Source organism: Ideonella sp. sgz306126, assembly GCF_056032705.1.
The window spans coordinates 613,471-626,601 of record NZ_JBVYWP010000001.1; the positions used below are offsets into that span (position 1 = coordinate 613,471).

11 protein-coding genes are annotated in these 13,131 nt (G+C 70.2%); 3 read left to right on the forward strand and 8 right to left on the reverse strand.

What is annotated here, in order from left to right:
• Nucleotides 1–72: 72 nt before the first annotated feature.
• Nucleotides 73–474, reverse strand: coding sequence for an IS200/IS605 family transposase (tnpA, locus tag AC0N04_RS02845; protein WP_474278400.1), 402 nt, complete (start codon nt 472–474; stop codon nt 73–75).
• A gap of 58 nt (nt 475–532) precedes the next feature.
• Here tnpA and AC0N04_RS02850 point away from each other — a divergent pair, with 58 nt between their 5' ends.
• Complete coding sequence (locus tag AC0N04_RS02850) at nt 533–1,873, forward strand: RNA-guided endonuclease InsQ/TnpB family protein (RefSeq protein ID WP_474278402.1); 1,341 nt, start codon at nt 533–535, stop codon at nt 1,871–1,873.
• Nucleotides 1,874–1,915: 42 nt separating this feature from the next.
• A complete protein-coding gene (locus AC0N04_RS02855) occupies nt 1,916–3,130 on the forward strand; it encodes a type II toxin-antitoxin system HipA family toxin (protein ID WP_474278404.1) in 1,215 nt (404 codons plus the stop codon).
• A gap of 62 nt (nt 3,131–3,192) precedes the next feature.
• On the opposite strand, the gene AC0N04_RS02860 is transcribed toward AC0N04_RS02855, so the two are convergent.
• From AC0N04_RS02860 to AC0N04_RS02890, 7 genes are all read right to left on the reverse strand, one after another.
• A complete protein-coding gene (locus AC0N04_RS02860; protein WP_474278406.1) occupies nt 3,193–4,014 on the reverse strand; it encodes a beta-keto acid cleavage family enzyme in 822 nt (273 codons plus the stop codon).
• Between the two features lie 71 nt (nt 4,015–4,085).
• Complete coding sequence (locus AC0N04_RS02865) at nt 4,086–5,414, reverse strand: sigma-54-dependent transcriptional regulator (protein ID WP_474278408.1); 1,329 nt, start codon at nt 5,412–5,414, stop codon at nt 4,086–4,088.
• Nucleotides 5,414–7,276: an ATP-binding protein gene (locus AC0N04_RS02870; protein WP_474278410.1), complete on the reverse strand. Its 1,863-nt coding sequence runs from the start codon at nt 7,274–7,276 to the stop codon at nt 5,414–5,416. The genes AC0N04_RS02865 and AC0N04_RS02870 overlap by 1 nt, the downstream gene beginning before the upstream one ends.
• 6 nt (nt 7,277–7,282) lie before the next feature.
• Nucleotides 7,283–8,083: an ABC transporter ATP-binding protein gene (locus AC0N04_RS02875; protein ID WP_474278412.1), complete on the reverse strand. Its 801-nt coding sequence runs from the start codon at nt 8,081–8,083 to the stop codon at nt 7,283–7,285.
• Nucleotide 8,084: 1 nt separating this feature from the next.
• Complete coding sequence (locus AC0N04_RS02880; RefSeq protein ID WP_474278414.1) at nt 8,085–8,903, reverse strand: ABC transporter permease; 819 nt, start codon at nt 8,901–8,903, stop codon at nt 8,085–8,087.
• A 5-nt stretch (nt 8,904–8,908) separates the two neighbouring features.
• Nucleotides 8,909–9,886 (reverse strand): ABC transporter substrate-binding protein, encoded by a 978-nt coding sequence (locus tag AC0N04_RS02885; RefSeq protein ID WP_474278416.1) that lies wholly within the window; start codon nt 9,884–9,886, stop codon nt 8,909–8,911.
• 347 nt (nt 9,887–10,233) lie between these two features.
• Nucleotides 10,234–11,766 (reverse strand): hypothetical protein, encoded by a 1,533-nt coding sequence (locus tag AC0N04_RS02890; protein WP_474278418.1) that lies wholly within the window; start codon nt 11,764–11,766, stop codon nt 10,234–10,236.
• Between the two features lie 263 nt (nt 11,767–12,029).
• Here AC0N04_RS02890 and AC0N04_RS02895 point away from each other — a divergent pair, with 263 nt between their 5' ends.
• Nucleotides 12,030–13,124, forward strand: a complete 1,095-nt coding sequence (locus AC0N04_RS02895) for a methyl-accepting chemotaxis protein (protein WP_474278421.1) — start codon at nt 12,030–12,032, stop codon at nt 13,122–13,124.
• Nucleotides 13,125–13,131: the final 7 nt, after the last annotated feature.

The window sequence follows — 13,131 nt, forward strand, 5'->3', positions numbered from 1 at the left end:
CTGCCCCAAGGCGGAGCCTACCCGCTTGGATGGTGGTGAAGCGGCGCACGCTGCTCGCGCCAGCGAGCAGCGTCACAGTGGTCTCGCTTGCTGCTCGATGTACTGTTTGATAACGGACAGTGGCGCTCCGCCCACGCTGGCAACGAAGTAGCTCCGACTCCACAGCACCGGCTCCCGGTACTTGGCGCGCAGCGCCGGGAACTCCTTGCGAAGGAGCCGGCTCGTGACGGTCTTGAAGTTGTTCGCCACGACGCTGGGTGCGCACTTCGGGTTCAGCCCAAGAAGGAAGTGGACATGGTCCTCTTCCCCGTTCATCTCGATGAGCTCGGCCTCCCAGTCCTCGCACAACGTCGCGACGACATCCTTCAGCCGGTCGAGCATCGCGCTGGTGAAGCACTTGCGGCGGTACTTCGTGACGAACACGAAGTAATAACTAAGCGAGTAGCTGCAGTGGTAGAGCTTGTTGACGCGCATGGTGTAGGTCGATATACTGTATGCGCATACAGCATATAACTAAGCGCGATTTTCGTCCATGCTCGTCCGTCAAGGCTTCCAATTCGCACTGCGCCTGAAGCCACAGCGTGAAGCCGTGCTGCGGCGCTGGGTGGGCTGCCGGCGCTTCGTCTTCAATGAGGCGCTCGCGCATCAGCGTGCCGAGGTGGCTGCCGGACGCAAGCGTCCCGGGTACAGCGCGCTGTGCGCGCGCCTGCCGGCGCTGAAGGCGCAGCACCCGTGGCTCTGCGAGCCGCCGGCCCAGGCGCTGCAGCAGGCTCTGAAGGACCTGTGCAAAGCCTGGGACTCCAAGTTCAACTCCAAGTTCGGCGCGCCGCGCTTCAAAAAGAAGGGCGAGGGCGACACGCTGCGCCTGCCGCAGGACTGCAAGTACGACGCTGCCGCCGGCACGGTGACGCTGCCCAAGCTCGGAGATGTGAGCTTACGGCACAGCCGCGAGGCCCTGGGCGAGCTCAAGAACGTGACGCTGCACCAGGAGCGCGGCCGCTGGGTCGCCTCGCTTCAGACGGAGCGCGAGGTCGAGGTCGGGTATCCCGCGGCCACCGCCGCGGTGGGCCTGGACTTCGGCGCGGCCACGACCATCATGCCGAGCAACGACGCGCTCGCGCCCATCGAGCTGCCCGAGCGCATCGGCCGCTACGAGCGGCGCATGAAGCGCCAGCAGCAGGCGGTGTCGCGCAAAAGAAAAGGCTCGGCCAACCGCAAGAAGGCCGTCGCGCGCCTGGGCGCCATTCACGCCCGCATCGCAGCGATGCGGCGAGACTTCCTGCACCAGCGCACCACCGAGCTGGTGCGTGGCCACGCGCTCATCGCCATCGAGGACCTGGCGGTGCGGTCGATGACGGCCTCGGCGGCCGGCACGGTCGAAGCGCCGGGCAAGAACGTGCGCGCCAAGGCAGGCCTGAACCGGACCATCCTGCGCAACGGTTGGTCGATGGCCCGCTCAATGCTCGAGTACAAGGCGGCCTGGTCGGGCGCGATGCTGGTGGCGGTGCCGCCGGCGTTCACGAGCCAGGCGTGCAGCGCTTGCGGCCACACGGCCGCGGAGAACCGCAAGACGCAGGCGACGTTCGAGTGCGTGGCCTGCGGCCACGCGGAGAACGCCGACCGCAACGCGGCGAAAAACATCTTGGCCAAGGCGCAGCTGATGCTGGGCTCGGCCGACGAAATCCAGCCGGGCGGACGCCCGGCGAGTACCGCGGGATACGCGGGAACTGATGCCTGTGATGGTGCGCAGCTCATCTCGAAAGAGAAGCTGCAGCACCGGAGGCCGCGCTCAGCGGCTCAAGGAAGGTCTGTTGGACTTCCGTTGGCAGGAACCAGCTCGGGACTGAGCCTCCCCGGGAATCTCCATCCATAGCGCGCAGCGCTTGGGTGGAGAGGATGTCAACGAATCACCGACGTGCTGTACCTCTGGTGGTTGGCCGATCCGCACGCGCCGCGGCCGGTGGGCGTCTTGCGCCACGTCGCGCGCCATGGGCGGCAGCCTGGCGGCGTTTCGCTCGAATACCACCCGGACTGGATTTCAACGGGCCATGCGCTCAGCGAAGATCTGCCTCTGCAGCGTGGCGAGTTCCTGCCGGCGGAGCCGGACGCGGTCGCCGGCGCGGTGGACGACGCCAGGCCGGATCGCTGGGGCGAGCGCATCGTTCGATTGCTGGACCATCCGGCCAGGCTGTCGACGCTGGAGTTCCTGTATTTCGCAGGCGACGACCGGTTCGGCGCGCTGGGCGTCTCGACCTCGGCCGACGCATACCTGCCCCGGCACCACGGGGCGATGGCCCAGCTTGGCGAAGTGGATGCCATCCACGATCTGGTGCGGCGGGTCGAGGCGGGCGAGCCGGTCGAGGAGCGGCTGCGGCGCCTTGTCACACCGGGGGCGACCCTGGGCGGCGCGAGACCCAAGGCGCTGGTGCACATCGACGGCGCAGACTGGGTCGTCAAGTTCGCCGAGACCGGCGATCCGCTGGACAGCCCGGTGGTCGAGCATGCGGCGATGACGCTGGCGGCACGTGCCGGCATCGAGGTGTGTGCCACGCGCTTGATCACCTTGGCCGCCGGCCATGCCGTGGCCGTGCGCCGCTTCGACCGAGACGGCGACCAGCGGCTGCACGCGCTTTCCGCGCACGTTGCCTTGCGAGCGGCCGGGCAAGCCTACGGCTATCCGGAACTGGCGCTGCTGCTGCGTCGGCGAGCGCCGGCCGATCGGTTCGAGGCCCAAGGCGAGCAGTTGTTCAGACGCATGGTGTTCAACATCCTGATCGACAACACCGACGACCACGAGAAAAACCACGCCCTGTTGGTCGACGCGGGCCGGCGATACCGGCTGGCGCCGGCCTTCGACGTCCTGCCGGCCGGCCAGGCCTTGGGGTACCAGCAAATGAGGGTGGGGCGTGACGGTGCACAGGCGACCATGGCGAACGCGCTTTCTGAACATCGGTCGTTTGCGCTGACCTTGCCGCGCGCAAGGCAGGTGGCGGCAGAAGTGGCCGCCGTGGTCGACGCATGGCGGCCCCACTTCGAGCGGCTCGGTGTGTCGGGCCGTGATCTGAGCTCGCTCAGCCTTCAGATCGATCGACCGTTCCTGCGGGAACAGCGACGCGCAACCGGTCCGTGAGATCCGGGGCTGGAGGAGCGCGAGGCCGCATCGACGGGTGTCGAGGCCGCACTGCCGCCGTTTCAGCCGAAGGCCTGTCGCAGCGCTTCGGCGCTGGCCAGCGAGCGGCCCATCGCCCGCACGCCGTCGGCGGCGCGCCGCACCAGCGCGGCGTTGTCGGGCGCCACACTGCCGTCGGGCAGCAGCAGGTTGTTCTCGAAGCCCACGCGCACATGGCCTCCGAAGGCGGCGGCGGCCATCATGCAGGCGTTTTCCTGCGGGCCGAACGCGCACACCGCCCACGGCTCGGGCCCATCGTGGCCGGCCAGGAAGGGCAGCAAGTCGCGAGGCTCGCTGCGCTGGCCGGCGCTGTAGCGCCCCAGCACGAACAGCAGGAACCAGGGCGCGTCGGGCACGACGCCACGTTGGCGCAACGCGCGCCAGCGCTGCAGGTCCTGGGCGTCGTAGAGGATCACCTGGGTCATGATCCCGGTCTTCGCGAGCCACGCGAGAAACTCCGCCGCCTCGGCCTCGTGCGAGGGATCGGGGATCAGTTCGCGCACCGCCACCGAGACGGCCTCCGGCACGAGTTCGCGCACCACCGCCATCTGCTGCGCCGGGGCATAGAGGCGGCCCGACTCGCTGGTCACCTGCACCACCAGCGCCTGCCCGACGGCCGCGCGGATCGCCTGCGTCGCTTCCCGGTAGGCGCCCGCGTCCAGCAGGTGCAGGCCTTCGGGCGTGCGGACGTGCAGGTGGATCATCGCGGCGCCGGCATCCAGGCAGCGGCGCGCCTCGGCGGCGAGCTCCGAGGCCGTGAGCGGCACGCCCGGGTGGTCGGCTTTTTGCTTGTAGGCGCCGTTGGGCGCGACGGTCAGGACCAGCGGGTCGTGGAAGGTCTTCATTCAATCTCCGTCGTGCGGGCTGTGGGGACTCAGGCCGGCCCGAGGGGTCTCAGGGCGTGCCTTGCGGTGGTTCAGGGCGCGCCTTGCGGCTCGAGGCCGAAGCGCTTGAGCTTGTCGTAAAGGGTCTTGCGTGGGATGCCCAGGTGCTCGGCGGCCTGGCTGACGCTGCCCGCGGTGCGCAAGGCCTCCTGCACGAGCTGGCGCTCGAAGCGCTCGACCAGCGCGGGCAAGGCGTCGCCGCCGGGGGCGGCGGATTCGTGCTCGTAGATGCCCAACGCATAGCGCTCGGCCGCGTTCTTCAGCTCGCGCACGTTGCCGGGCCAGTCGTTGGCCAGCAGGCGCCGGTAGACGGCCGCGGCCACCGGCGGCGCCGGCCGCTGGAAGCGCGCCGCGGCCTGCTGGACGTAGTGGTCGAACAGCAGCGGGATGTCCTCGCGGCGCTCGCGCAGCGGCGGCAGCGAGATCGTGACGACGTTGAGCCGGTACAGCAGGTCGGCACGAAAGCGGCCGGCGCGCGCCATCTCGAACAGGTCTTCCTTGGTGGCGCCCACCACGCGGCAATGGATGGGCACCATGTCATTGCCGCCCAGGCGCTCCAGCACGCGCTCCTGCAGCACGCGCAGCAGCTTGGCCTGCAGTTGCAGCGGCATGCTCTCGAGCTCGTCGAGGAACAGGGTGCCCCGACCGGCGTGCTCCAGCTTGCCGATGCGGCGCCGGCCCGCGCCGGTGAACGCCCCCGCCTCGTGGCCGAACATCTCCGACTCGAACATGGATTCGGGCACCGCCGCCGCGTTGACGGCGACGAAGGGTTGTTCGGAGCGGCCGCCGGCCGCATGCAGCGCGCGCGCCACCAACTCCTTGCCGGTGCCGGTCTCGCCCAGCACCAGCACGTCGGCGCCGCTGCCGGCCACGTCGTGGATGAGGCGGCGCACGGCGGCCATCTGCGGGTGCTGGCCCAGCAGCAGGCCCTCGACGCCGCGCGCCTGTCCGAGCGCGAGCCGCAGGCTGCGGTTCTCGGTGACGAGGCGGCGCTTGTCGAGGGCGCGCCGCACGACGTCGATCAGGTGCGCCGACGCGAAGGGCTTGGGGATGAAGTCGTAGGCACCCTCGCGCATGGCTTGCACCGCCAGCGCGACGTCGCTGTGGCCGGTGATCAGCACGACCGGCAGTTCCGGGTCGATCAGCCGCAGGCGGGCGAGCAGCGCCATGCCGTCCATGCCGGGCAGGCGCACGTCGGTGACGACGATGCCTTCGAACTCGCGCCCGGCCAGCGACAGCGCCTGCTCCGCGGTCTCGCAGGCCTGCACCTCGATGCCGGCCAGCTCCAGGGTCTGGCTGCAGGCGCGCAGGATCAGCGGCTCGTCGTCGACCAGGATCACTCGTTGCGCAGCATCAGTCATCACGGGGCTCGTATCTCTTCGGCCAGATCCATGCGCAGGATAAACCGCGCGCCTGCGTTCTGCGCGTTGCCGGCCACCAGGCTCGCGCCGTAGTCGCGCGCGATCGCCAGCGAGATCGGCAGGCCCAGCCCGAGCCCGACACCCGCCTCCTTGGTCGTGAAGAACGGGTCGAACAGGTGCGGCAGCACCTCGGCCGGGATGCCGGGGCCGTTGTCCTCGATCGTGAGGACCCAGCTCAGCGCCTGACGCTCGGCGACGATCTCGATGCGGCCTTCGCCGACGTGCTCGCGCAGCGCGTCCAGCGCGTTGCGCAGCAAGTTGACGAGGACCTGCTGCAGGCGCACCGCCTCGAAGCGCACCAGCGCGTCCGGCGGCACCCGCAGCGCGATCACGACGCGCTGCTGCATCACGCGCTGCTCGAGCAGCGCCAGCGCGTCGGCGACCGCGCCCCGCAGCACCACCGACTCCGCATCGCCCGGGCTCTTGCGCGAGAAGTTGCGCAGCTGCAGCGTGATGCGGCCCATGCGCTCGACGAGCTGGGTGATGAGCTGCAGGTTCTCGGCCGCCTTGTCCGGGCGGCCTGCGGCCAGCAGCGTGCTCGCGTTGTCGGCCAGCGAACGCATCGCCGTCAGCGGCTGGTTGAGCTCATGGGTCACACCGGCCGCCATCTGCCCCAGCACGGCCATCTTGGCGGCCTGCACCAGTTCGCTCTGCGCATCGCGCAACTCGCGCTCGGTGCGGGCCCGCGTGGCGACCTCGGCCCCCAGCGCCTGGTTGGCCGCCACCAGGTCGGCGGTGCGCTCGCTCACCTTGTGCTCGAGCTCGCGGTGCGCCTGCGCCAGGGCCTGCTGCGCCTGGAGGTTTTCCAGGATGCGGCGGCGGCGCTGCTGCAGGTACAGGCCCGCCACGGCCAGCGTGACCAGCAGCAGCAGGCTGGCCATGCGCGTGGCGCGCGCCGCCAGCACGATGGGCTGCGCATCGGCGAACAGCATCAGGTGCCAGCCCAGCGGATCGATCTGGCGCGTCTCGATCAGGTAGTCGCCCCGGTCGTCCGGATCATCGATCCGCACGATGTGCACCGCCTCGGCGGCGAGCGGCCGCCGGTGCCAGCGCAAGGGCGCGAACGACTGGTTCTCGTATTGGCGCGTGGCGGCGATGTAGGCCCGCGCGGGCGCCGACAGCGCGTCCACCGCGCGGTAGCGCCAGGCCGGCTCGGACGACAGGAAGCTGATGCCGTGGCGATCGGTGACGATCACGCGGTCGTTGGCGGCCTTCCAGCTCGCCTCCATGCCGGCGAGGCTGACCTTGACGGCCACCACGCCCAGCGCGCGGCCGTCGGGCGCGCGCACCGGCGCGGAGATGAAGTAGCCGGCGACCTGCGTGGTCACGCCCACGCCGTAGAAGTGCCCCGATCCGCCGTGCATCGCGTCGAGGAAGTACGGACGAAAGCCGAAGTTCAGCCCGACGTAGCTCTGCGGCGTGTTCCAGTTGCTGGAGGCCACCGTCGCGCCGTCGGCGCCCATCACGTAGAGCACCATGCCGCCGGCCTGCTGGTTGACGCGGGCGAGGTAGTCGTCGACGCGGGCGGCGGTCGCCACGTCGCCGGGGGCCGTCACCAGCCGCAGCAGGTCCGGGTTCTGCGAGACCGTGTAGGGCAGGTAGCTGAACTTTTCCAGCGCCGCGTCCAGGCTGGTGCTGTAGACCTCCAGCCGGTGGCGGGCCGCCTCGCGCACGTCGGCGCTGGCCCGCCGGGCCGCCAGTTCGCCGCTGCCCCAGAGCACCGCTCCGGCCAGCGCGACGACGACCAGCACCGCCGCGTAGAAGCCGGGCGACCGCCGGCCCGCGGGCGTCGTCGCTGGCACCGGCACTCAGTCCATCGTGAGGCCGCTCAGTTCGGCCTCGTCGTGGCGTGCCTGCTCGGCCATCACCAGGGCCCCGATGTCGCGCTTGAGCGCATTGAACGCGGTGGCGCTGGCGTCGCGCGGGCGCGGCAGGTCCACGCGCACGTCCGCCTTGATCGTGCCGGGGCGGTAGGTCATCACCACGATGCGGTCGGCCAGGTAGAGGGCTTCCTCGATGCTGTGGGTGACGAACACGATGGTCTTGCCGAGTTCGGCCCAGATCTTGGTCAGCTCATCCTGCAGCGCCCGGCGCGACAGCGCGTCCAGCGCCCCGAAGGGCTCGTCCATCAGCAGCACCGGCGGGTCGATGGCCAGCACGCGGGCGATGGCCACGCGCTGGCGCATGCCGCCCGACAAGTCTTTCGGGAAGCGATCGCGGAACTCGCCCAGCCGCAGCAGTTGCAGCCAGCGCTCGACCGCCACCGCGATGTCGCCCTTGGACAGGCCCTTGATCTGCAGGCCGAAGGCGATGTTCTGCGCCACCGTCATCCAGGGGAACAGCGCGTACTCCTGGAACACCATGCCGCGGTCCGGACCCGGCCCGAGCACCGGCTGCCCGGAGACCTCGATGCGGCCCGAGGTGGGGGGCGAGAAGCCCGAGATGGCATTGAGCAGCGTGGATTTTCCGCAGCCCGAGGGGCCCAGCAGGCAGACGAACTCGCCGGGCTGGACCTGCAGGTCGATGCCCGCGAGCGCCACCACGTCGGTGCCGCCGGCGGTGGTGAAACGCTTGTGCACGCCTTGCACGAGGATGGACGCGGTCGTCATGTCACTGCTCCAGGCCGCGGTGCCAGCGCAGCAGGTGGTTGTTGATGCGGCTCATCACCAGGTCGATGCCCAGTCCGAGCAGGCCGATGGTGAACATGCCGGCGATGATCTTGTCGGACCAGAAGTACTCCCGGGCCTCCAGGATGCGGTAGCCCAGCCCGTTGTTCACCGCGATCATCTCCGAAACGATGACGACGATGAACGCGGTGCCGATCGCGATGCGCATGCCGCTGAGGATGTAGGGCGTGGCCGCCGGCAGCATGACCCGCCGGAAGATCGTCATCTGGCTGGCGCCCAGGTTGCGCGCGGCCCGCAGGTAGATGCCGTCGACGTGCCGCACCCCGGCGATGGTGTTCATCAGCACCGGGAAGAAGGCCCCGATCACGATGAGGAAGATCGCAGGCGGGTTGCCCAGGCCGAACCACAGGATGGCCAGCGGGATGTAGGCGATCGGTGGGATGGGGCGCAGCACCTGCACGAGCGGGTTCATCAGCTTGAAGACCCGCTCGTTGGCCCCCATCAGCAGGCCGAGCGGCAGGCCCAGCAAGGAGCCGAGGAAGAAGCCCGTGAGCACCCGGTACAGGCTGCCGGCGGCGTCCTGCAGCAGCTCGCCCGAGAACAGCCACGCGACGTGACTGCCCTGCGAGGGATCCCAGGCCTGCATCGGCGCGAGGTACTGCCACCAGCGCACCGCCACCGCCACGGGCGACGGCAGCACCTGCGGGTTGACCCAGCCCAGCGAGGCCACGGCCTGCCACAGGGCCAGCAGCAGCGCGGGCACCGCCGCGCCCTGCAACCATGGAATGACGTGACGGCGCATGGCGATCACTGGACGTGGAGCGACTTCTTGGCCGCCTGCAGCAGGTCGGTCTTGACGTAGTCCGTCGCCCGCGGGGCCTGGCGGAACTTGCCGATGCCGTACTTGACCATCAGGTCGGCGGTGGTCTGCAGGTGCTCCGGCGTGATGTCGTAGCTGTAGGGCGAGTTGCCGATCGCGGCGTCGAAGTCGGCCTCGGTGATCTGGCCCTTGAACAGCGTCTCGCGCACGTAGCGCGAGGCGAGCTTGGGATCGTCGATGAAGGCCTTGGTGGCCATCACGAAGCAGCGCATGAATTTCTCGGCCACCAGCGGCTTTTCCTTGTAGAACTTCTCGGTCATCACCAGCGTGCGGACCGGGCTGCCGATCGGCGTGTCGTAGGGCTTGAGCAGTTCCACGCCGAAGCCCTTGTTGATCGCCTGCGACGACTGCGGCTCGGTCTGCATGATGACGTCGACGTTCTTGGTCAGCAGCGCCTGGTTCAGGTCAGGGTAGTTCAGGTAGGTGATCTGCACGTCCTTGCCCGGCTGGTCCGAGAAGCTCAGGCCGGCCTTGCCCAGTTCGGTGGCGAGCAGGATCTCCTGGATGCTGCCGCGCGTGACGGCCACGCGCTTGCCCTTGAGGTCGGCCACGCGCTTGATGCCGGAGTCCGGGCGGGCCAGAAGGCGGGCGCCGCCGTTGGCGAAGCCGGCCACGACGTAGATCGGTACCCCGCTGGCGCGCGCCGAGATCGCCGCCTCGGAGGCGGTCGCGCCGGCGTCGAGGTCGCCGGCGATGATGGCCTGCATCACGTCCAGGCCCTTGGCGAAGATGCGCACGTCGATCTTGAGGCCGCACTGGGGCCCGATCTCCTGCATGTACGAAACGGCGCCGAAATGGGCGAGCTTCAGGTTGCCCAGCCGCACCACTTCCTGGGCATGGGTCAGCGGGCTGAGGGCGAACAACAGGGCGGCCACCGGCGCCGCCAGCGTCTTGAATCGGGTCATGTCTTGTCTCCAGTCGGGTTTGGAACTCTGCGGGCGATGACCAGGGGGTGACCCCTCGCACCGTGCCCGAGGGGTTTCATCGCAGCTTCCATGCCATCCGGCTGAGGCGGCGGCGCCCGACGCCAAGTGACTGACAGGAAACGAGTTTCTGCCCAGGACCGGCACCACCGGGCCGCGCCGGATGGCGGATCTCCGGAATGGCGGGCGGATCGAGTCCGGAGAACGTGACAGCTTCGCCACTGGCCCCCAGGGTCTGGGGCGACGGGTGGAGGCGGGCGAGCCGGGGCTGTGCCGGGCGGCAAAGGCGCTGCGCCGGCCCCGCCCGCGCCGGCCGGGCGCCCGGCCGCTCAGCGGCTCGACAGCATGAAGGTCTTGGTCCAGGACAGTTCGGCCACCGGGCTGGTGAAGCCGCTGCGCACGGTGCGCTGCTGACCCAGGCCGAGGCGCCATTCGCCGCCATGGCGGCTGGGCGAGACGCCCAGCCAGCCCATCCACTGCGCCAGCGCGCCGCCGCCGGTCTGCACGCCGCCACCGCCCGCGGCACCGGCCAGCACTTCGAGCCCGGCGCGCGCGGGACCGATCCGGGAGCTGGCGAGGCCGGCGCCCAGCAGGCCCATCGAATAGGCACCTGCCCCGCCCGCGTAGGCGCTGTGGGCCTGGCCGGTGAGGTAGACATGCTGGCTGACATAGCGGTCGAGCTTGATGCCGACGGTGTCCAGCGGGCGGAAGCTGCCGTCGTTGCGCGCCACCCGGCCGTGGTGCTGGATCACCGCGGTCCATTCGGTGCGCACCACGGGCGCGGCCTGGCTTTGGCCTTCGAGATCGACGCGCATCCAGAGGTCGAGCTGCTTGGCGCGCAGCAGGTGCGACGGCGTGCGCACGATGCCCAGCCCGGCCCCCATCGCCCAGCCGGGGTGCGGCGAGATTTCGGTGACGGCGCTGAACTTGCCGATCACGCCGCCGCCGGTGGGCACGGCGCCGCCGCCGCCCAGGCCGATCGCGGCGCGCACGCCGGTGCGCCAGGACGGCAGCGCTTCAGGGAACGGGGCCGCGCTGGCGGTCGCATCGCCCAGGATTTCCATGTAGCCGGCCGCGTTGCCTGACGCGGCGGCGGCGGTCTCCACACCGAAGACCAGCCCGTCGCCGGTGGAGAGCCGGTCGGCCCGCGCGCCGACCAGCGCGATGTGGCGGCCGCCGGCGAGCCGGTACTGCGAGGCGGTGATCGCCAGGCGATCGAAGCCGAGTCCGCTGGCACCGCGGGTGAAGGCGATGTCGCCGGGCGCGGCATCACCGTAATGGCGGTACTCGCCGTACCAGTCGATCACCAGACCCAGCTGGTTGCTGTGGATGTCGCCGCTGGGAAAGCGCACCTGCGACCATGCGATGCCGGCCTCGACCGTGGGCGAGAGCTGGGTCAGCCACTTGACGGAGGGACGCAGCATCAGGCCGCTGCCCACCGGCGCCGCGCCGCCCCCGCCGCCGCCCGCGAAGAAGCTGGCGACGATGGCCTGGCTGTCGCTGATCGGCCAGCCGTGCTCGACCTGGACGCCGCCGACGAAGAGCCCGCCGCGGTGGCCGGTGAACGCCCCGTAGACCGCCGGGCCGACGCGCCACGATGGGCTGGGTGCGAACAGCATCGACGCCCCCATCAAGCCCATGCGTTCGCCCTGGGGCAGGCGCACCGACTCGATGCTGAAGCCGGTCGAGGTCGGGAGCGATTCACTCTCCAGCGGCGGCCAGTTGCCGGTCGCCTGCGCCGCGCCGGGCGCCAGGCCCGCCACCAGCACGGTGAGCGACAGGATGGCGCCCGCCCGCCTGGAACAGGCCGAAAGCGCGCGAGGCGCGACGGCGGGAGAAAGGGGATGAAGAGGCTGAGGCATGGGACGACACCGATTGGGGGCGGACTCTACCGCAGCAGGCGCCCTGCCCGACCGGCCCCGTCGGCGCGGGAGGTTCATTGCGGCGGCTTTGATCCAGGTCATGCGCGACACCATCAACGCCGGCGCCGCAGGAACCGATAGCTCAAGGCATGCGAAGCGCTTTGCCATCGAGGCCCCTCCCGCGCACCCCGGGTGTGCCCTCGCCCCGCCGAGCGTCCTGCCGTCTTTGATTCCGCGCCCTGTCGCGCCCCAGGAAAACTGCGATGTTCAAACCGCGTCTCAAGCTCAAGGTATCCCGTGAAGCCTGGATGCTGTTCCTGTCGCTCTTCGCCACGGCCTTGGCCTGCGCCCTGCTGCTGCCGGCACTGCCAGGTTCCGGCCGTGCCGGCACCGCCACGGCCGGGGCGCTGGAGGCCCTCGGGCTGGCACTGGCACTGGCGCTGGCCGTGTCCAGCGTGGAGATGGCGGTGCTGCACCGCCGCCTGCAGATTCCGGCGGGCCGTGGACTGCTGCGCCGGCAGGGCTCGGACGACCGCGTCGCGCAGGGCGCCGACGAGGTCAACTCGAGTTCGGAACGCCTGGCCGCCGCGGCCAACGAAATCTTGTTCTCGGGCCAGATGCAGGCTGCCGCCACCGACGGCGTCAAGGACTTGATCGATCAGGTCTCAAGCAGCGTCGGCCAGGTCACGACAGTGGCGCAGGACCTGCAATCGCGCTCGACGCTGGCGCACGAACTCTCCAGCCAGGGCGGCACGCTGGTCGACAACGTGGCGCTGAAGATGACCGAGATCGCCACCGCGATGACCCAGGCCTCGGCACGCATCCAGGCCTTGTCGGGCCAGGCGCGCAACATCGGCGAGGTCGCCACGACGATCACCCGCATCACCAGCCAGACCAACCTGCTGGCGCTGAACGCCGCGGTCGAGGCGGCGCGCGCCGGGCCGCATGGCCGCGGGTTTTCGGTGGTGGCCCAGGAGGTCAAGCGCCTGGCCCAGGAAGCGGCGGTGGCGACCAAGCACATCTCGGAGACGATCCACCTGATCCAGACCGACGTGGCCGAGTCGTCGCAGGACATCCACCACGCGCTGCCGCTGGTGGCCGCCGGGGTGCAGATGGTGCAGGACGCCGCCTCGGCGCTGCGCGACATCCGCTCGGGCTCGGACGAGTTGCTGGCCCACAGCGCCGCGCTGGCCGGCGAGATCACCCAACAGAACCAGCTCATCCAGGACATGGTGGGCGGTATCGGACAGATTCTGGACATGACCGGGCAGACCAGCCAGGTCGCCGAACGCGCGCTGGAAACCTCCGTGGCCTTGTCGGCCACCGCAGCGGACATTCTTCAGGCGGTCCAGGCCTGAAGCCCAC